Annotated in this window: 22 protein-coding genes and 1 other RNA gene; 16 read left to right on the top strand and 7 right to left on the bottom strand. The window is 31.6% G+C overall.

The window, feature by feature from the left end; translation table 11 throughout:
- Window positions 1-21: 21 nt before the first annotated feature.
- Window positions 22-624 carry a Holliday junction resolvase RecU gene (gene recU / locus JJJ02_RS05415; protein WP_240837870.1) on the bottom strand — a complete coding sequence of 201 codons (603 nt, stop codon included), beginning with the start codon at window positions 622-624 and terminating at the stop codon, window positions 22-24.
- Between the two features lie 76 nt (window positions 625-700).
- On the opposite strand from recU, the gene JJJ02_RS05410 reads away from it, so the two are divergent.
- The 6 genes from JJJ02_RS05410 to JJJ02_RS05385 all read left to right on the top strand — a co-directional run bounded on the left by JJJ02_RS05410 (window position 701) and on the right by JJJ02_RS05385 (window position 4,716).
- Entirely contained in the window at window positions 701-1,039 is a 339-nt protein-coding gene (locus tag JJJ02_RS05410; protein WP_240837868.1) for a DUF1798 family protein, read from the top strand.
- 10 nt (window positions 1,040-1,049) lie between these two features.
- Window positions 1,050-1,601 (top strand): SLOG family protein, encoded by a 552-nt coding sequence (locus JJJ02_RS05405; protein ID WP_240837866.1) that lies wholly within the window; start codon window positions 1,050-1,052, stop codon window positions 1,599-1,601.
- A 10-nt stretch (window positions 1,602-1,611) separates the two neighbouring features.
- On the top strand, window positions 1,612-1,926 hold the full coding sequence (gene gpsB / locus JJJ02_RS05400; RefSeq protein WP_099578161.1) for a cell division regulator GpsB: 315 nt from the start codon (window positions 1,612-1,614) through the stop codon (window positions 1,924-1,926).
- Window positions 1,927-1,978: 52 nt separating this feature from the next.
- Window positions 1,979-2,345, top strand: an RNA gene (gene rnpB / locus JJJ02_RS05395) — RNase P RNA component class B.
- A gap of 131 nt (window positions 2,346-2,476) precedes the next feature.
- Entirely contained in the window at window positions 2,477-3,595 is a 1,119-nt protein-coding gene (locus tag JJJ02_RS05390) for a THUMP domain-containing class I SAM-dependent RNA methyltransferase (RefSeq protein ID WP_240837864.1), read from the top strand.
- A gap of 110 nt (window positions 3,596-3,705) precedes the next feature.
- A complete protein-coding gene (locus tag JJJ02_RS05385) occupies window positions 3,706-4,716 on the top strand; it encodes an MsnO8 family LLM class oxidoreductase (protein WP_240837862.1) in 1,011 nt (336 codons plus the stop codon).
- 48 nt (window positions 4,717-4,764) lie between these two features.
- Here JJJ02_RS05385 and JJJ02_RS05380 read toward each other — a convergent pair whose 3' ends face one another.
- The 3 genes from JJJ02_RS05380 to JJJ02_RS05370 form a co-directional block, all read right to left on the bottom strand.
- The gene (locus tag JJJ02_RS05380) at window positions 4,765-6,420 is read right to left on the bottom strand and encodes a b(o/a)3-type cytochrome-c oxidase subunit 1 (protein ID WP_240837912.1); all 1,656 of its coding nucleotides are present in this window, start codon (window positions 6,418-6,420) and stop codon (window positions 4,765-4,767) included.
- A 68-nt stretch (window positions 6,421-6,488) separates the two neighbouring features.
- On the bottom strand, window positions 6,489-6,968 hold the full coding sequence (locus tag JJJ02_RS05375) for a cupredoxin domain-containing protein (RefSeq protein ID WP_239243004.1): 480 nt from the start codon (window positions 6,966-6,968) through the stop codon (window positions 6,489-6,491).
- 12 nt (window positions 6,969-6,980) lie between these two features.
- The gene (locus tag JJJ02_RS05370; RefSeq protein WP_096076475.1) at window positions 6,981-7,148 is read right to left on the bottom strand and encodes a cytochrome c oxidase subunit 2A; all 168 of its coding nucleotides are present in this window, start codon (window positions 7,146-7,148) and stop codon (window positions 6,981-6,983) included.
- A gap of 134 nt (window positions 7,149-7,282) precedes the next feature.
- On the opposite strand from JJJ02_RS05370, the gene JJJ02_RS05365 reads away from it, so the two are divergent.
- From JJJ02_RS05365 to JJJ02_RS05350, 4 genes are all read left to right on the top strand, one after another.
- A complete protein-coding gene (locus tag JJJ02_RS05365) occupies window positions 7,283-10,678 on the top strand; it encodes a dynamin family protein (RefSeq protein WP_240837860.1) in 3,396 nt (1,131 codons plus the stop codon).
- Between the two features lie 2 nt (window positions 10,679-10,680).
- Window positions 10,681-11,571: a sulfurtransferase gene (locus tag JJJ02_RS05360; protein WP_240837858.1), complete on the top strand. Its 891-nt coding sequence runs from the start codon at window positions 10,681-10,683 to the stop codon at window positions 11,569-11,571.
- A gap of 1 nt (window position 11,572) precedes the next feature.
- Complete coding sequence (locus JJJ02_RS05355; RefSeq protein WP_239243001.1) at window positions 11,573-12,445, top strand: 5'-3' exonuclease; 873 nt, start codon at window positions 11,573-11,575, stop codon at window positions 12,443-12,445.
- Window positions 12,446-12,700: 255 nt separating this feature from the next.
- Window positions 12,701-14,191, top strand: coding sequence for a M30 family zinc metallopeptidase (locus JJJ02_RS05350; RefSeq protein WP_240837856.1), 1,491 nt, complete (start codon window positions 12,701-12,703; stop codon window positions 14,189-14,191).
- A gap of 269 nt (window positions 14,192-14,460) precedes the next feature.
- Here JJJ02_RS05350 and JJJ02_RS05345 read toward each other — a convergent pair whose 3' ends face one another.
- Window positions 14,461-14,985, bottom strand: a complete 525-nt coding sequence (locus tag JJJ02_RS05345; RefSeq protein ID WP_240837854.1) for a hypothetical protein — start codon at window positions 14,983-14,985, stop codon at window positions 14,461-14,463.
- 195 nt (window positions 14,986-15,180) lie between these two features.
- Between JJJ02_RS05345 and JJJ02_RS05340 the strand changes: the two genes are divergently transcribed.
- On the top strand, window positions 15,181-16,119 hold the full coding sequence (locus JJJ02_RS05340; RefSeq protein WP_240837852.1) for a Fic family protein: 939 nt from the start codon (window positions 15,181-15,183) through the stop codon (window positions 16,117-16,119).
- A gap of 30 nt (window positions 16,120-16,149) precedes the next feature.
- Window positions 16,150-16,926 carry a Cof-type HAD-IIB family hydrolase gene (locus JJJ02_RS05335; RefSeq protein WP_240837851.1) on the top strand — a complete coding sequence of 259 codons (777 nt, stop codon included), beginning with the start codon at window positions 16,150-16,152 and terminating at the stop codon, window positions 16,924-16,926.
- 6 nt (window positions 16,927-16,932) lie between these two features.
- Here the strand turns inward: JJJ02_RS05335 and JJJ02_RS05330 are convergent, their stop codons facing one another.
- Entirely contained in the window at window positions 16,933-17,322 is a 390-nt protein-coding gene (locus JJJ02_RS05330; protein WP_240837849.1) for a ribonuclease HI family protein, read from the bottom strand.
- A gap of 45 nt (window positions 17,323-17,367) precedes the next feature.
- Window positions 17,368-18,051 (bottom strand): queuosine precursor transporter, encoded by a 684-nt coding sequence (locus tag JJJ02_RS05325; RefSeq protein WP_240837847.1) that lies wholly within the window; start codon window positions 18,049-18,051, stop codon window positions 17,368-17,370.
- A gap of 134 nt (window positions 18,052-18,185) precedes the next feature.
- Between JJJ02_RS05325 and JJJ02_RS05320 the strand changes: the two genes are divergently transcribed.
- The 4 genes from JJJ02_RS05320 to JJJ02_RS05305 are packed head-to-tail and all read left to right on the top strand — an operon-like array spanning window position 18,186 to window position 20,725.
- Window positions 18,186-18,368, top strand: a complete 183-nt coding sequence (locus JJJ02_RS05320) for a zinc-finger domain-containing protein (protein ID WP_099578140.1) — start codon at window positions 18,186-18,188, stop codon at window positions 18,366-18,368.
- A 9-nt stretch (window positions 18,369-18,377) separates the two neighbouring features.
- The gene (locus tag JJJ02_RS05315) at window positions 18,378-19,490 is read left to right on the top strand and encodes a virulence factor (protein ID WP_240837845.1); all 1,113 of its coding nucleotides are present in this window, start codon (window positions 18,378-18,380) and stop codon (window positions 19,488-19,490) included.
- A gap of 4 nt (window positions 19,491-19,494) precedes the next feature.
- Window positions 19,495-19,929, top strand: coding sequence for a BrxA/BrxB family bacilliredoxin (locus JJJ02_RS05310; protein ID WP_240837843.1), 435 nt, complete (start codon window positions 19,495-19,497; stop codon window positions 19,927-19,929).
- Window positions 19,916-20,725, top strand: coding sequence for a class I SAM-dependent methyltransferase (locus JJJ02_RS05305; RefSeq protein ID WP_240837836.1), 810 nt, complete (start codon window positions 19,916-19,918; stop codon window positions 20,723-20,725). Before JJJ02_RS05310 ends, JJJ02_RS05305 begins: the two co-directional genes overlap by 14 nt.
- Window positions 20,726-20,929: the final 204 nt, after the last annotated feature.

Raw genomic sequence — 20,929 nt, 5'->3', positions numbered from 1 at the left:
AAATCCTCTCTCTCATTAATCTTAAATAGAATATAGTGATTGTATTGCTTTTAAATAATCAATTCTAGGACGATATGTATATGGTATCAATATACCATCTTTTTTAATTTCCTTTAACTGAATAGATTTCTTTTCATCGTCTTTGTATCTTTGCCAATAATGATAAAAATTTTCGAACGGTAATAAATATACTTCTTCAAGACTGGAAAAGCAAATTAAAATAAAGACAATACCGCCATGACGATAAACTTGATGCATATGTGAAACTTGATGCTGGTGTATATTGATCAGTGGAAAACTCGTTTTATTTTGGGTAACTTTAGCTTCAAAATCAATATACTTACCATTATATATGCCATTATAGTCAGTTGTTGAGGCACGCCTGAAATAAGCCTCTTTGATTACTGCTTTCGAACGTTTCGGATAATCTACTTTTACGATTTGAATCGGTGTCGGTTTTTTATGTATAATTGCCAGATTGTTTTGGAGATAATATCGATTGCTGTTGTCGATTTCATCTTCAAATTTCATACCACGTTTTCCATATTCAATTTTACTATTATTTATAGTATTTGTAACTAAGTCTAAAGACTTAGAAAGCTTACCATTTGGATAATTGACCATTTTATTCATCCTAATTGTGATGTCTTATTTTTTCATATACAATGAGTTTAACACAACTTGTGAAAGGAGTAGTTAAATGTTACAAAATTGTATTAAAAGTTTAATTGAAAATATGCAACAGATTGATCAGTACTTTCATAGCGCAAAAAATGGTGAAATATTTAACTTTGTTATTGATGTACAACCATTTACTGAACAAGTAGATGCAAATTTAAATCAATTAAATAATTATAAAGAAGAGATATTATCTTTACCTTTAATGAATGAAAAGAAATTATCATTGCTGATGCTATATATTCGAGAGTTATCTGTCGATTGTTTTTTTGATAAGACGAGTAAAAAAATATTTATTGACAAATTCAAAGCAGTCAATCATGATCTTCAATATATCAACAGAGTAATAGGAAAAGTTTAAGGATATAGTAATGAAGACTTTATATATAACTGGATATAAACCGTATGAGATTGGTATTTTTAAAAATAATCAGCCTGAAGTACGATATATAAAACTCTTCCTTCAGGATAAAATTAAATCATATATTGAAGAAGGTCTTGAATGGGTCATTATTCAAGGGAATTTAGGTACGGAATTATGGGCAGCTGAAGTAACGATTCGATTAAAAAAACAATATGATATTAAATTGGGCATTATCACGCCATTTTTAAGTCACACAGAAAAATGGAATGAAGAAAATCAATTATACTATCAACAGATTATCAGTAAAGCAGATTATATAAATAGTGTGTTTCAGGATACTTATAAAGGTGGATATATGTTTAGTCAGGCGAATCAGTTCATTTTGGATAATACTGAAGGTACTTTATTATTTTATGACGAAGAGCATGAAGCAAGTCCTAAATTCTTTAAAAGAACGCTCATTGATTTTATGACAGAAAATCAATATACTATGGATAGTATCAGTTTTTTCGACTTATCAGATTTTATAGATGAATATACGAGAGAACAAGAAAATTAGAGGTGTTATTATGTCAGAAATGAATTTAAAATTATCTGCAAAAGATATTTATGAAAAAGAATTTGAAAGAACGATGGTACGCGGTTTTAAACCGGAAGATGTAGATAGTTTTCTAGATGAAGTGATAGAAGACTATCAAAAGATGGCAGACATGAACAATCAATTATTAAAGCTTTCTGATGAAAATTCAAAATTGAAACGTGAAATTGAAAACCTTCGTATGCGTGTTGCAACAGGTAGAAGTGATCATCAGCAACAAACACCGAATAACTACGATTTATTAAAACGTATTTCTAATCTTGAAAAAGCAGTGTTCGGTAAATAATAGTCATCGCAATTCAATGCATTTGATGCTATAATTTAATAATGTTAAAAGATATCTCGGATAATCGCTATACTTTGTATAGAGGAAAGTCCATGCTCACACATGCCTGAGATGGCTGTAGTGATCGTGCCTGGTGAAACAATAAGCCAGGGCATTAATTTGACGGCAGTGAATAGACCTAAGTCTATGATATGGTCTGAGTAACTTGAAAGTGCCACAGTGACGTAGCTTTTCTAGAAATAGAAAAGGTGGAACGCGGTAAACCCCTCGAGTGAGCAATCCAAATTTGGTAGGAGCACTTTTCTAGCGGAAATGAACGTATAGAAGAGGTATGAAAATACAGACAGATGATTATCACCGGCGTACGAGAGTATCTAGGCTCATTTGCAGTACTAAGGAACAGAACATGGCTTATAGAGATATCTTTCTAGATGTCCTCCATTTATAATGGGGGACTTTTTTTATTTATTGAACGTATTTATCGTGTTACAATGGAATTAATAAACATTACATTCTACTATAAAAGTATTATGTAAACTTGGAGGAAATTATGTATCAATTACTAGCCACTACACCTATGGGGATGGAAGCTGTTGCAGCGAAAGAAGTTCAGGCCCTTGGATATGAAACGACAACAGAGAATGGACGTGTATTATATCAGGGTGATGCACGCGCAATCGTTAAATCAAATCTTTGGTTACGCAGCGCAGATCGCGTTAAACTTGTTGTAGGACGTTTCTATGCTACAACTTTCGAACAATTGTTCGATCAAACAAAAGATATACCGTGGGAAAATTATATCAGTGAAAATGGAAGTTTTCCTGTGCAGGGACGTAGTTTAAAATCAAAGTTATTCAGTGTACCTGACTGCCAGGCAATTGTTAAGAAAGCAATTGTTGAACGTCTAAAAAAAGCCCACAACCAGCAAGGATGGTTACGTGAAGACGGGGCATTATATAAAGTTGAAGTTGCGATTCTTAAAGATGAAGTATTACTTACAATCGATACTTCAGGAGCCGGATTACATAAACGTGGATACCGTCTCGCACAAGGTGAAGCACCGATGAAAGAAACGTTAGCAGCTGCACTTGTATTGTTATCTAACTGGAAAGGAGAAATACCATTTATTGATCCTTTCTGTGGTTCAGGAACAATTGCAATTGAAGCAGCAATGATCGCTCAAAATATTGCACCAGGATTTAACAGAGATTTTGTGAGTGAAAACTGGGATATCATTCCTGAAGGTATGTACGATGAAGAACGTGTTAAGGCAGAAGAAGTTGCTGAATATGATAAAGAAATATCGATTACAGCAAGTGATATTGATCCGAACATGGTTGAAATTGCGCGTAATAATGCGATTGAAGTAGGCTTTGGAGATATCATTGAATTTAAACAAATGAATGTTCATGATCTTACATTAAACAGTGAAAAGGGTGCAATTGTTGGTAATCCGCCGTATGGCGAACGTATCGGAGAGAGAGCGGAAGTGGAAGCAATGTATACGTATTTAGGAGAACTGATTGAAAAAAATCCTAAATGGTCACTATATATTTTGACAAGTTTAAAGACTTTTGAAGTATTAGTTGGCAAAAAAGCGACAAAACGTCGAAAATTATTTAATGGATACATTGAATGTACCTATTATCAATACTGGGGCGAGAGATAAAAGAGGCTGTCGACAAACCTTTAAATAAATGTAACCACACAAAGCATAAATATATGTTTTGTGTGGTTTTTTGTTTATGATAAATGTATTGAAAAGAAGGTGAAAATACATTGAAATTAAGTATATTAGATCAAGTCCCAATGACACGTGGAGAAACACCGATGGATGCCTTAGCGCATACGATTGAGCTTGTACAATTTGCGGAAGAGTTGAAGTATGATCGATATTTTGTTGCTGAACATCATAATACGACTGGATTAATTAGCAATTCACCAGAAATACTTATGACACGATTATTATCAGTAACTTCTACGATAAATATAGGTTCTGCAGGTATTCTTTTACCGCAATATAGTCCTTATAAGATCGCTGAAAATGCAAATTTACTAGAAGTGATGTTTCCTGGTCGTGTGACAATTGGCCTAGGAAATTCTCCAGGTGGAAGTGAAATTACGAGAAAAGCCTTAACTGACGGTGGCGCAAGTAAGGTGAGAGATTACGATAGAATGCTAGAAGAGTTTTTAGGATTTATGCGTAACACTTTACCTATAGAACATCACTATCGAGGAGTTAAAGCTGGACCTAGGATTGAAAATCATCCAGAAATTTTTACGTTAGGGTTGACTGATAATGGTGCTAAAAGGGCTGCAAAATTAGGGATAGGTTTTGTTTTCGGTAATTTTATCAGTGATAAATATCGAGACAGTGCAATAAAAATTTATCAACAGGGGTTTATTCCTAATGCATTTATGAAACGCGCATATACGATATTTTGTACATTTATCATTGTTGTGAAAGATGATGCAGAAAAAGAGATGCAAAGACGTATATTAGATCATTGGTTATTAAATGTTACTAAAGGTAGAGATACTGTTATCCCTTCAATGGAACAGGTTAATAAAAATGATTATAGTGAAGAGGATTTACGTATCATTGAGAAGAACAGAGGACGTTATTTTATTGGAATAAAAGAAGAAGTTAAATATGAAATTAAAAAATTATATGAAACGTATCGATTTGATGAACTGATGGTAATCAATAATACGTTTGATTTTGGATTAAAAAAAGAAAGTTTTAATGCGATTAAAGAAATAATAGATGAAATTAATAGTGAGAAATAATGAATATAAAAATAAAAAAACATCAAGCTTTCGCTTGATGTTTTAATTTTACCAAAGTTTTCCTTCACCCATACCTTTAGCACCAGGAGGTGGATCCATAAACATTTGTCCAATAGGTACTGTATACGCTACTAAAATTAATGCAATCGTAACGATAATTAAGAATTTCCAGTTTTCAACGAATTTATAAGCAGGTGCTGCTTCATCCATTGCAACTGAAACTGGGAATGCTTCATATCCTTTAGGAGCAAAGAATGCTAACTGAATGAACACGATAACTACTAAGATGATAGAGATAAATAAAATTGTACCTCCAACTGCTTGCATTACCTGGTAAGGAATCCACTCAGCTGCAATTTTTGAACCACCATATTCAGAATAAGTAGAACGACGAGGCGCCCCAAATAATCCGATATAGTGCATTGCACCAGACATGATTGACATACCGATAGCCCACATAACACCTTGAATAATTGCTAATCTGTTGATTGCTTTTGTCATGACACGACCTGTAGCATGGGGTATTAACCAGTACATTGTACCAAAGAACGTTAAGATAACTGCTGTTGCTACTGTTAAATGGAAGTGCCCAGTAATCCAGATTGTGTTATGTACAACTTGGTCCATTTGAGCTGAAGCGTTAACTAAACCGCCTGCACCACCAGGGATAAATGCTGCCATTCCGATGAATGGTAATACGAAACGTGCATCATTCCATGGTAAAGTTTTAATCCATCCAAATAATCCTTTTGCACCAACTTTACGTCCATATGCTTCAAAAGTTGCAAATAAACTGAATGCAGTCATTAATGATGGAATTACAACCATAAATGTTAATACAACTTGAACATATTTCCAAGTAACATCAATACCAGGTTCAGTTAACTGATGGTGAATACCTACTGGAATTGAGAAGAATAAGAATAACATAAAACTCATACGTGCTAAATTATCACTAAAAGCTTTAGCACCGATAATTTTTGGAACAACAGCATACCATGACATGTATGCTGGTAATAACCAGAAATAAACTAATGCATGTCCAAAGTACCAGAATAATGTACGACTAAGTGAAACGTCGATACGTTCAACTAAACCTAATGACCAAGGAATCATTTGTAATAATACAGTTGCTGCAACACCGATAGAACATACAATCCACATAACATTGTTAATAACAGCCATATAAGAAAGTAACGGTGATTTTTGCCCTTTATGTTCTTTTCTCCATTGTGCATAGCGCATGATTTGTCCTGCTGCAGAAATCCAAGAACCTACAACGACTAATGCCATACCTACATAGAAGATAACATGTGCTTTAAGTGGCGCATAGAATGTATATAAAACAGTTGCTTTATTAAGTAATACCATTGTAGCTGCCATTGCAGTACCTAATAACATTACCCAAAAACCTAACCAAATTAGTTTTCTTTGTAAAGGAGATAACTTTCCACATGTTCTAATAATTGCTGCAGTCTGAAATCCCATAATAAAGAATGTTGTTAAAACTAAAGCTAAAATAATACCATGAACCGTTAATATTTGATAATAACCGATACCAGCTGGTAATTTTAATTGTCCTGAACGTACTAATGTTTGTAGAAGACCAGCCAGTCCTCCAATGATTAAACACACAATTGCTACATACATATGTGCCATAATTAATTTACCATCTTTACGGTCCATTTCTACACGTTCTGCCATTTCTTCGGCATGATGGTTTCTATAAGTAGAGCGATCGTCAAATACGCCGCTATCTAATTTGAATGCGTTCATTTCTTATCTACCACCTTAATGTTTGACTTCATGTCTGCATGTCCAGTTCCACAATATTCGTTACATAATAATAAGTATTCACCTTTTTTATCAAATGTTTTTACGAATGTTGAAATGTGACCTGGCTCAATCATCATGTTAACGTTTGTTTGTGCAATTTCAAAACCGTGAACGACATCACGACTTGTTGCGATAATTTTTACTTTTGCACCTTTTGGAATTTCAACTTCCCCTGGGTTATAGTTAAAAGCAGAAACAACGAATACTAATTCGTAATCCCAATCTTTACCTTCCACTTTATGTAACCCAGGTTTGCTGAATACTTCATGTTTATCAATTAATTCTGGATCAATAAATTCTCGACCACTGGCAATTGGCTCATGACCGCTATGTATTGCAGAAACAAAAATAATACCTAAAAATAAAACAAGTGATCCCATACCTAATCCAAGCCAAATTTTCTCTAACTTATGCAAAATATTCCCCTCCTATACACGTTCTAAAAATAAAATAAAAATTGCAAACCATGTTACAACAAACACAGCGCCTAAAAATAATACTGACGCCATTGTGCCTCTTAAATCTAAATCATGATGAACTTCTTCATTAACCTGAATCGGATCATGTGATTGATTTAAATTTTTATCCTCTGCCATAATGAACACCCTTTCTTAATAGCTTTTCTTTCTTTATAATAATAGAGTACAAAGTTTATTAATGTGATAAATATCACACTTTTTTTATTTTCGTTAAAAATTTCACAAATAAATATATATAAATGAGGTATGTTATGAAACATCATGAGCAGATCAAGCAATTATATCAATTAAAAAAAGAAGTAGAGAAGTCGAATAATGTGATTTTAGTAGAACAAATCAATGAAATCATTAAAAAAGTACATCAGGAACAAGTTGTTATTAGCTTCATCGGGCATTTTTCATCAGGTAAATCATCATTAATCAATCATATATTTAATGAGAATATTTTACCGAGTTCACCAGTACCTACAACAAGTAATACAGCTCAGATTATTATCAGTGACACTAAAAATGTACGCATCAATCTTGATAATCATACATATAGTGATTTAAATCAATATGAAGATATAAAAAGAGTAAATACACTTAACCATAAAATAGAATCCGTTGAAATTAAAAAATCTTCTCATCTATTTAATAATGGTACCGTTATTCAGGATACTCCAGGAATTGATGCAACATTTAAAAACCATGAAGCAAGTACAATGAAATTTTTACTTATAAGTGATGTTGTTTTTTATACGGTTGAGTATAATCATGTAAATTCAGAAAAAAACTTTGATCAAATTAGAGCATTAAATCAATTAAACGTCCCAGTCGTGTTGATAATAAATCAGATTGATAAACATCAGGAAGAAGAATTATCATTTGAAGATTTTAAAACTGCTATAAATGATAATATTGAACGTTGGCAACTTAAGATTGAGCATATTTTATATACATCAATTTATGATAGTGTTAATAATGAAATTGATAATGTGATTCCTTTAATGACGCGCTATGCACACATTGCAGAAACAAACAAAGCGCATTATTTTGAACGTATGATTGAATATATTGAAACGGCACAAATACATTATCTGAATGAAATTAAAGCGAATTTACTATCCACTATGAATGTTAACGAAGATGAAATAGATACTGCATACGAGAAAGCAAGTGCTAATGTAGCAATGAATGCTGAACAGGCGATATTAACTGATGCAAATAACGCACAGCTATTGTTGAATAGTGTGAAAGATATTATTAAAAATGCTTATTTAATGCCATTTGAAATGCGCGAGAAAAATCGTGAGATGCTCGAAACTTTTGCAGATAACTATAAAGTACCTGGACTATTTGGTAAAAAAGCAAAATTGCTGGCGATTCAGGATGAAAAAGTGGAAACTGTTGTTGCATCACTGAATGCTCTGATTGAGAAACAAATTACATTTCAGCTAAAAGAATATTATGGTCAATTCTCAAAATACTTAATTAATCCAAATATGATCAATGAACTTGTTTTTAAAATATCACAAGATGATGTTAAGGAGTTAATTAAGCAACAAACTTCTATCACAAATGATTATGTATTAATCTATTCAGAGGAATTAAAATTATTCATCGAACGCAAGATTGTTAACCAGCAAAAGAAATGGCATGACCAGTTCATAAAAAATATAAATATGTCTATTTTAAATACAAATAATGAGTTTAGTGAAGAAACTGTGAAGTTTGATGAATATTTTGAGAATGAATCATTATTAAAATCAATCACTACAAAAAACTATTTACACTATTATATTCATGTTGATGAATCAGTAGATAAATTAATTGATAGAAAATATGTCACTTTTGAAATGCGTGATGAACAACCAACAGAAATTTCAAAAATTAATAAATTAGATACTAATGAAAATGAGGATTTAAATTTAAGTAAATCAATACTTCAACATTTGTCTGATGTTTCGTATTTCAAGACTGATATAAAGAAAATAAATGCACAAATTGAACGATTGAATCAAAATATAACTAAAATTGTTGTATTTGGCGCATTTAGTGCAGGGAAAAGTGCGATGATCAATGCACTTCTAAAGGAAGAAATATTGATATCCTCTCCAAATCCGACAACTGCTTCAATTACAGAGATTCAATATGGCAATAAGAATTATGTTACATTTAAGCTAGAAAAAGATATATTAAAATCATTAAATGATATGATGTTAACTTCAACGATAGAAGTATCTTCAATTCGTCAATGGATCAAACGATTTAAAGATAACCTTGATCAGCTTACTGCTCAAAACAGAAATTTTGCTGAAGCGATTATTCAAAATTATGATTTTTATGCTAAATATTTAGACAATCAGACAACAATCGAAGTAGGTGATGATGAAATTGAGCAGTTTACCGCAGAAGATGCTCATGCAGCTTTTGTACAGAAGATAACACTCGGAATACAAAATGATTTTCTTAAAGATAAAATCATTATTGATTCACCAGGAACTGGTAGTACGAATAGCCGTCATACTAAAGAAACAACGGAAATAATTGCTGATAGTGATTTATTAATCTATGTTTCATATTATAATCATGTCTATACAGAAAAAGATAAAGCATTTCTTTCCTATTTAAATGAAGTAGAAATAATAAACGAAGATAGTCAGAATTTCTTTGTTATTAATGCAGTAGATTTAGCAAAAGATGACCAGGAATTAAGTTCAGTTGTAGATTATTTAGCAAGCGAGTTACAAACCTTAAAGATTGATGATCCTATTTATCCAGTATCAAGTCGTAATGCATTAAATGTTTATGATGAGAAATTTACTATCTTTAAAACTGCGATTGAACAATTTGTAACTACAACAAGTAAACAACAGAAAATCAAGCAAATTAATCACCAGACATCTGTTTTATACGAAAAAGCAAAAGCACTTGTTAGTAATTATGATCAGTACGAAAATCAAATACAAATAAGAAATCAGTATTACACAGAGTGGTTAGCATCTGGTCCAATCGATTTAAATGTAAAAGATACTGTAATACGTTCAGTAAAAGATACATTGACAGAACAAACAACATATCTTAAAGACAAGATGAAAATACAGCTGTATGATGTCCTAAAAGAAGAAATCAATACCTCTTCTGATTTGTCTATAGTACATCAAAGTTATTTACATGCTGTTCAACAAAAATTAAATGAAGACTTATATTTGATTATGCCGAGATTAAATAAGGGTGTACAGTTGAACTTCAATCAGGTAAGTCAAGTATTATCGAAACAATTAGAACAACAAGAGATTTATGAAGATTTACAATATAAAGAACAATTACTAAATCCTAATGACGTAAGTATTAGTAAGCTAACTGATGAAATTCATACAATAAACTTAGGAAATATTAAGCAGAAACAGTTGATGAATCAGGCATTGAAAACTGAACTGTATGAAGAAATACACCAAAAAACGATACAAACGCTAATTAGAGTAATTGATATGTATGAAAATGAAATTTTAAAACTTATTGACGACAAAGCAATAAAATTATCTAATTATATTTCAGAAAAAAATAAAATGATGCATCAAACAATGCATGATAAAATGCAACAACAAATTGATCATGCTTTAAAAGAAGAAGTTTCAGAAGCGTTTCAAAAAATAGAGGTGTAATCATGAAAATATGGATAAAAGAACAAGAAGCATATAAACTGGTACAAAATAATGATGCGGTACTATTTGATTGTCGAGGTATAATGGACAATTTAGAACAAAGTATTCAAAACTATCATGAAGAAAGAATTGAAGGAGCAGCGTATATTCATTCATTTTTAATGGGTAACAATCCTCTTTCAGGTGGACGACATCCATTACCTGATTTAAATGATTTTATTGATATTGTTGAAGCATTTGCTCAAGGAAAGACGATAATAGGCTATGATAATCGCAATAGTTTTTATGGCACTCGATTTGTATTTCTGTGTCATCTTGTAGGTCTTGAATGTTTCATTATACAGGAAGGTTATGAAGATTTGAAACTGTTTGAGAAGTCGACTAAAGATCCAATTGAAGGAAAACAGCATGCAACATTAAAATTTTATAAATGCACCGACAAAGAGTATGAAATGGCGGTGGAAAAATATAAAGAATTAGCAAATAGAGATTTAAACCAAAATTTTAATAAAGATATCATCACTTTCTGTAAAAATATCCAATGCTTAATTAAGGCTCCTCAAGAAGATGTCGTACTTATTGATGCACGTGCCCATGAACGCTATATTGGCGAAGTTGAACCAATGGATAAGATTGCGGGGCATATTCCGTCAGCAATCAATATTCCTTTTAGTGAAGTGTATGCAAATGGTGTACCGAAAGATGACGAAACACTAAGAAATGTCTTCAAAAATGTTTTAGGGAAAGAAAGCATTATTTATTGTGGTTCAGGCTTAAGTGCGACACCATTATATGTCGCTTTAAAGACGTTAGATCAAAATGTCAGACTATATGCAGGAAGTTATTCAGAGTGGGTGTCAAAATATCCAAATCAAATAGAAACTGGTGAATAAAATGAACAATTTATTAATCGTTGATGGAATGGCATTGTTATTTCGTCATTTCTTCGCTACAAGCTTACACAAAAACTATATGAAAAATTCAGAAGGTGTTCCTACAAACGGTGTTCAAGGATTTGTAAGACATGTTGTAAGTGCGATTCATGACACCGATGCCCATCATGTAATAGTCTGTTGGGATATGGGGGCTAAAACATTTAGAAACGAAATCGATCCTAACTACAAATCTCATCGTCCAGCACCACAAGACGAGTTGATTCCTCAATTTGATATGGTGCAGGAAATCTCAAGACAACTCGGATTTCATAATATTGGCATACAAAATTTCGAAGCTGACGATGTCATTGGGACGTTAGCAAATGCGCTAGATAACACATATGATATAAAAGTAATAAGTGGCGATCGTGATTTACTTCAAATACTGGATGATCATATAGAAGTATGGTTAACAAAAAAAGGATTTAATATTTACAATAAATATGATAAGGCTCGATTTATCGAAGAATATCAAATTCAGCCAAAGCAATTAATTGATGTTAAAGCGTTTATGGGTGATACTGCAGATGGATATCCTGGTGTGAAGGGTATTGGTGAAAAAACAGCATTTAAATTAATTCAGACATATGGTAGTGTTGAAGGTGTACTTGATCATATTGATGAACTTCCGAAAGGACAGCAAAATAAAATCAATGAAGCAGCAGATGCTTTAAAGCTTTCTCATCAACTTGCAGCAATCCATACAGAAGTACCGCTAAAGTTAGATGAAATTATCAGTGAAATGCCATATTCAGTTGATTTGCAATCAATGATCGATATATGTAATCAATACGAACTAAAGGTTGCCAAAAATTTTATAGCGAAATTGTAATCACAAGCCCTTTATGCAAAATTTAATGCATAGAGGGTTTTGTTATTTGTGACAATTGAACAAATATTATGATGTTAATAAAAAGTTAAAAATGCTGGTTAATCCTTTTATATCAAAGTGATATAGATTAAATTTGATACTTTAAACAAAGAATATTACTTTGCGGTATACCGCAAAGTAATATTCAGAGTATTGTAAATAATTAATTAACAATATATATTGAATTTAATAAATAAAACATAAAGGAGCTTCATAATGAAAAAGTTACTTCAATATACGATTACAGGATTAACAACAATTACGCTCGTTTCATCAATGACTTCAAACGCAGATGCAAAAACGTATATCATTAATAACGAAAATACGAATCGACTTGGAACTTCGGAAAACATAGGTACGATAAATACTAATATGCTTTATCCTAAAATGGCTACTAAAAATATTACTTCAATTGTTAACAAAGATCAGGAGATTCACAAGATTGATAAAACTTTTGATGTACCAAAGGTAAGTCAATCTTTACGTACACAAAGTAAAGCAGAGATACCTACAATTACTAATGATTATAAAAAGGGTGATACGCGTGTGTTTACTACAATAAGCACAGTGACAAAAGCCGATGAGAAAACGACAGCAAAATTATTTTATGATGGTTCTAAAGCACAAGTATGGGTAGCAGATAACCGTGTAACAGAAGCAAAAGCAACACAAATTGGTCAGGAATTTGATAATAAGATTGCACCACTCGTAGAGTCTAAATTTTCAAAACCATCAGATATAGATAAGAATGGAAAAATAAACATTTTAGTTTTCGATATTAAAGATGATTATGAAACGACAAAAAGTTATGTTGGAGGCTATTTTCATCCGAGAGATCTATTAATGATGCAGGGTTCTAACTTATCAGAAACTTTTTACATGGACACGTATCCATCAATGGGTAAAAATGCAGAGATGGACGTTACAAAAATATATACGACTTTAGCACATGAGTATCAACATATGGTTAATTTTAATCGAAATGTCATTGTTGAGAGAGGTGACTTTATAACAGGTAAGATGGATACGTGGTTAAATGAAGCATTTTCGATGGCAGCAGAACAAATATATTCTAAAGAAGTATTAACAAAACGTATTGATTATTTTAATAAATCAATGACAATTGCCAATGGTAGATCTGTCTTACAATGGAATAATAATGATGATGTACTATCAAATTATTCATTATCATATCTCTTCGGACAATACTTAAGAACACAATCTGATAATGGTGATGCTATATTTAAGGAAATATTAGAAGATCAAGGTACAACGATTGAAACATTACAACGTGCGATTCATAAACATATTAGTCCAACAATGTCTGTAGGCGAATTTTTGACGAATTTTAGAATTGCATTAGAAAAGAAAGAAAACACAGGTAAATTTGGATTTAAAGGTGAGTCTGGCTTTAGTTCAATTAAACCAATTCATATTATAAATCTACCATCAGCATTAGCTCCGGGAGGTTCAGTAGTATTTGATGCACAAGATTCATTTAAAGTACCAACTGATAAAGGTCAAAATATCAAATATGTTGAAGTCGGAAATACTGTTACAACACCATCAACGGAAGAACCTTCAACTGAACTACCAACTACCGAATCACCGACAACTGAACAGGCAACAACTGAGCAACGTACTACTGAAAGACCAACGACAAAACCTTGTCCAAATGGTCGAATCTGGTGTCCAGGTAACTATTAAACAAGAATATATGTGAAGAAAGAGGGTTAGACAATGTCTAATCCTCTTTTGAATAGTTGAAAGGCAAAACGAGCTATTCTGCGTTTTTGGTTTACACCCATCGAAAGTTAAAAGATCAAAAATTGGGTTCCGTAATCTTCGTATACGTAAGACGTAAATGATAAGTAAAACGAAAAACGGCTCCATTCAATGACAAAATAAGACTTTCTACCAAAGAAGAATAACCATGAGATGTAGTTAATCTAAACATCTAATAAGTAGGAAGACAATTATACTTGATTATTCATCTCAACTTCTATTGTATACTCATTATTAAAACGATCGATTAACATTGATTTATTGTTGGCAGAGGATTCTAATTGCTCGATATAGCTACGAACGTATTTTTCATCGATAATACCTTCTTCAACGATTCCAACACCAGCAACAGCTTTAATTCGCTCCTGTCCATATCCAAATGAAATGTTATTTTCAAGCATGTTGACGATGTTTCTTTCGATTTTAAGAGACTCCAGGAGTTCTGATGGCGTGTATAATTTATCTTCAAATTCAATCTGAGCATTACAGTTAGCTCTATGAATTGCTGTTTTTAAATTTGAGATATCAGTCTTTAAACTTTCAATTAAGTGTATTGTTTCATGTACTAAAGCGTTTTTTTCTTCTGTAATGATGCTTTTATTATTTAATGCAATCGGAACGCGATACTCTGTTCTGAATTTTTCTGTTGCATTATCAAGTTGAGCACGTAATTTACTTGAGATGAATATAGCTTGTTGGATCGTTAAAGAAGTCATAATCATACCCTCCATTTTTTAGTGGTGGAAATATTATATACTACACATTTGAAATAATAAAGTAATAGCCTAATAAATGTTATTATACTGTATCCTTCTTATTATTTATTTTTATTACTGATTATGTTTTTCTCTTTAATTTTCCTTTATTTTATAAGTCATATGTAATAAAATGACTGATAAAGAGGTGTATTTATGGAAAAATATAATTCTAATGCTGTGAATTTAATGACTAAAATTCACGAGTATAAAGGTAAACAAATTATTTATTTACAATATAATACTGCTACATTGGAGAAACTTAAATTTTCAGGATTATATCACAATGTAAAATATGGTTGTGCCTTATCTGGATATTCTGTATCTGATACAAAGTTATTGCAGATGCTACAGTTTAAAAAATCATTTAATAATGAAATTGAAGCAAAGATATGTGGATTTAGAGATGCGATGTTATATATTGTAGAGGATTATGAATTTATAGACATCAATTATGAATCAATTTGTGCAATTTATTTAGAGATGTCTTTAGGAGACGACGAAACAGTATCCAATATTACCGAAGCTCAAAAAGATGCTATCAAAGAATTATGTATACATTACAATAATGTAATAGATCTGCCGAACACAAATATACTAACTGAGATATTTCAATTTGTATTTGAATGCATTCATATTAATCTTTTCTCTAATAATACGCATTTATTTTCTCGTTTATTATTGAATTTGCTATTATATAAATCAAATATTTTAGTTACTCAATATCAAAGTATCGATAAACTGATTTATGAAAACATTGTTGGTAATTATAAAAGATTAAAGAAAAAGAATATTGATTATTTTCCTTTTGAGGATATAAAGGCTTTTATGAATTATTACTTTAAAAAAATAATCGAATCTTACGAAGCTTTAGATTTTAATTTCCAGTTAATATTAAATGAGAAAATAACGCCGCAGTATAGAGTGCTGAATATTTTAAATAGATCATTTGAACCAATCGCGCGTAAAGACCTTGAGATAATGCTGGCAGATATCAGTCGTAAAACAATCGAAAGGGCATTGGTACAACTTCAAAAAGAAGGATTTATCGTAAAAGTAGGACAAGGGAAGTCAACACAATATAAAGTGAAATGAATATTGTTTCACGTGAATAAGGATGATTTTATGAAAGTATTTGCAGTGGATATGGATGGCACGTTTCTAGATAGTAATAATGCTTATGATAAGAAATATTTTGAAAAATTAAATACGGAATATAAAGATGAATTTAAGTTGATAGTAGCAAGTAGCAATACCATTTCTCATCTTAAAACTTTTTTTAAGCACAACGATATATACTTTATTGGCTCTAATGGTGCAGTCATTGCGAGAGAAGAGGAAATAATTGATACACAATTTCTTGATACAACTGATATAAATCGTGTCTTAATGTATTTAGATAATAAACATATTTATTCTTATGTAATTAGTATATTAGAAAAATCTTATGTAAATAAGGCGGCTGGAGAACAATTTATTAGTCGAATGCAGCATTATTATAACGATTTAATTATAAATAATTTGAATGAAATGAATGATATTACTAAAATCACAATTGAAATAAAAGGTGATATGAAAGAGTTGATTGCTCAGTTAAATGCTTTATGCCAGTCAAGCATTGCAGTAGATAGTGGGTTTAATTGTATCGACATTACTCATAAACGAATAAATAAAGCGGTTGCGATTAAAAAGGTAATGAATATATTGGGTGCAAAAATGCATGATTTATATGTGTTTGGTGATAGTGATAATGATATTGAAATGCTAAAACTTACTAAAAATTCTTTTGCAATGGCAAACGGAAATGACAAAGTTAAATCAATCGCAAAGCATGAAATACCAAGTAATGACGAAAATGGTGTATTGATTACAATGGAGAAGATATTAAAAGAAGAACTTTGAGCAATATTATAAGTATTGCTGCAAAGTTCTTCTCGCTATTGTATCTGCATGTTTATTCTGATGTCTAGGTATCCAATTGATAATAGTTAAATCAAAATTTGGTTTCAACTGAAGATACTCCTGTAAATAAGGTTTAAACAGAGGTTGTTTCACAAAATTTTTATCAATAGAATCAACAACAATTTTGGCGTCACTTTTTATCAGTAATGTTTTACAATCATTAGCTATGGCAAGCTTCATCCCGATAATCAGGCTTTGCCATTCTGCAATATGATTGTCAACTGCACCTAAATATTCTCCATATTCAATCGTTTTATCGTCAAGTTTGAGTACAATTCCACATGCACTATGAAGTGGATTCTGCTTTGTTGATGCATCAATAAATATTTGAGCCATTATATATACCTCGTGTTCTTTTTTGTGTATATTATTTAAACGTTATTAAAGGTTGTCTGTTTTATGATAACTTTTTGCCCAGTAACCGAAAGGAATATTTAATAACGTTGAAGCTAATTTAAAGATATAAGTAGTAATAAAGATTTCAAATACGATATTATTTGGCATCAATCCGGTAAAAGCAATCAATGAAAATAGAGCTGTATCAACGATAGAACTAAATATCGTACTACCGTAAGCTCGAACGATAAATGTTTTTTCTGACGAAAAATATTTTTTAATTAAATTAAATAAATATACATCTACATATTGTCCGATAATATATGCAATGATTGATCCTAATACAATTCTAGGTACGACACCAAATAATGTCTGCATGCTTTTTTGTGCGATATCTGTTTCGGTTGGTGTAAATTGTAATGATACCGTCATTAATATTGTCATTATAATAGCAGAAGCAAATCCTAACCATACCGCTTTTTTCGCTACTTTACGTCCATATCTATCATTTAATATATCCGTTGCTAAGTAAATTGACGCAAAAAGTACATTCCCTAAAGTTGCAGTAATACCAAATAATTCAACAGATTTTGTTACTTGTATATTTGCAATTACTGTACCAATCGCAACCCATACAAATAAACCTTCTTTTCCAAAAAAACGGTACATTATTACCATACATAAAAACGTTAACAAAAAGGCAGCTGCTGCCCATAACTCATTACTCATAGCAAACCTCTTTCTATAAAAATTCAACTTATGTATTATAGAGTGTATCTGTGGAATTTGCAAGTTATCTATTAGGAAACAAATGAGCATCAATTTTTTTGCAGTTTTGATATACTATTTTTTGAGGTGAGATTATGAACCTGCAACAAAAAGTGACTTTAAAACAAATCGATACTTTAACGGATCATTATTGTGAAGGATGTATGCTTAAATCATACCATCGCAAAGCGTATGGCAAAACATACGCACATCACTATTGTATAAAGAAATGTTCTGTAGGTATTGAAATAAAACAACTCGGCAATATATTGCAGTAAGGAGCTATTATGAGAATCATAAAAATCGAACCAACACCAAGTCCTAACACATTAAAGATAACACTTGATTATAAAAAAGAAGATATGAAAAGCAATACATATTCAACAATACATGAGACTAATCCCGCATTTATCAATGCATTACTTCAAATAGAAGATGTAAAATCAGTTTTTCATGTTATGGATTTTATTTCTGTTGATAAATCGCCGAAGTCCGATTGGGAAATAGTGCTACCACAAATTAAATCTGTTTTTGAAAAAGAGATTGATGTTCAGCAAGAAATAACTGTGGATAATGGTGAAAAGAAAGTTGAAGTACTAGAATTTAAAAGTATTCCTTATCAAATAAAAGTTACAGATAAAGATGGAGAATCACGTAAACAACTGGATGTAAGATTTATCGATGCGATGCTAGCTGCACAAAATGATGATGATAATGTTATTTTACTCCGTAAATGGATTGATTACGGTGTAAGATATGGTGAGACAGATGAAATCATCCAATCTATTAAAGAAGAAATTGATGCTAAATTTCCTGATGATGTTCTGACAGAATATATTGCAAAAGGTAAAGTAAATCAGTATATAGATACATCCAAGAAATTAGAAAAAATTACTTTGGATGAATATAATACGATTGAAGATTGGCAGGAGCGTTATCGAAAGATAGATCATTATCCGAATCCAGACTTATCTGATCTGCCATTTTTTGAAGCTGTGCTACTAGATGACAAGCCTCAGATTAGGCGTCTTGCTGTCGTATTTTTAGGTATGATAGAAGATAGAAAAGTATTACCGGCCTTGCATAAAGCGATGAATGATAATAATTTAACAGTGCGTCGAACTGCAGGTGATACTATAAGTGACCTTGGTTATAAAGAAAGTTTACCAATAATGCATGCAGCATTAAATGATAAACATCCGATTGTCAGATGGCGTGCAGCAATGTTTATCTTTGACGAAGGTGATGAAAGTAGTTTAACTTATTTAGAGCAACATTTAGAAGATCCGGCATTTGATGTCAAACTTCAAGTACAAATGGCTTATGAACGAATTAAGAACGGTGAAGCAGCTGTTGGTTCCGTTTGGAAGCAAATTGCTAACCGAAATAAAGGAGAATAATGAAATGAATGCTTATGAAGAATATATGAAATCACTTGCCAATGGAATGAGAAGTGAACTAACCAATCATGGTTTTGAATCGTTAGAAACAAGTGAATCGGTCGAAGATTATTTTAATCAAGTGAAAGAAGATGAAACAACTTTTGTTGTGATTAATTCAGTATGTGGGTGTGCAGCAGGGTTAGCACGCCCAGCAGCTGTTACAGTAGCTACACAAAATGACAAGAAGCCGGATCACTTAGTAACAGTTTTTGCAGGTCAGGACCGAGAAGCGACAGAAAAAATGCGTGAATATGTAGCACAGGCACCGTCAAGTCCATCAATGGCATTATTTAAAGGCCAATCACTCGTTGGTTTTATTCCAAGAGAACATATTGAAGGACAAGCTGTAGAAGAAATTTGTATGGATATTAAAGAATATTTTGATGACCACTGCTAAAATTAAATTACGCATTACGACATGCGCAAAACCGGACAGTTTAATTTTGAATTATTTAGAAGATATTATTTCTGATATAAATTCATATTCAGAAGTAGCATATGAAGTAATCGATAGAAGAAAATTAACGATCAAGAATTTATTTGAAGGAGATACAACGCCTGTGTTGGTAGTTCAACATTCAGGCGTTATATTATATACTTCTATTGAAAATAAGATTTTTTATCATGAAAATACGACTCGGGTAAAGTACAAAGCATATATTGCCGGCAATCATGTACCTCCTCTTGTCGAACTTGTTCAGGATGAGTCAATGAATGCTTCTGTAATCATCGATGCTACAACTGGTATGGCTAACGACTTAATATTAATGGCTCTAACGAATAAAGATAGTATATTTTATGCATTTGAAGACAATTTTTATATTCATTTTGCAATAAAATGGGGTATACATTTCTATTACAATGAAATTGCACATAACAAACTGGATATAACCCGAATCCATTTTATTTTTGGTAGTGTGGTAAGTCATATTGATATACTGAGTCAGGCAAACATCATTTACTTAGATCCAATGTATGAAGAAACTGTTGTGACATCAAACATTGCTTCTTTGGTTAATGTAGTGACCCATGATATTGAAAATGATCGGAAGCTATTAAATACGATATTTGAGTATTTCACAGGAAAAGTCATACTGCGTGCGCATTATAAATCCAGTTTAATTCGTGATTATCAGTTTATTATGAATGTTAGAAAACAAACGAAGACGCATTATGGTTATCGGTATATATAAATCTTTGCACAATAAAAAGGCCTCGGAAATTCGAAGCCTTTTTATTGTGTAGAAATTATTCAGTGATACACATGCTGATCATATAGCATAATAATAAGAATAAACCTGAAACGACCATCATATCTGCGCCCATATATTTCACCCCTAGAATGTAAATCTCTAATATCTAATTCTTTAATTAATTGTTATATAAATGTATTATAA

Origin of the sequence: Macrococcus sp. PK, assembly GCF_022501545.1 — a bacterium.
GTDB lineage: Bacteria > Bacillota > Bacilli > Staphylococcales > Staphylococcaceae > Macrococcoides > Macrococcoides epidermidis.
The sequence above is the reverse complement of the archived record's forward strand: the minus strand, read 5'-3'. Positions and strand labels throughout refer to the sequence as shown.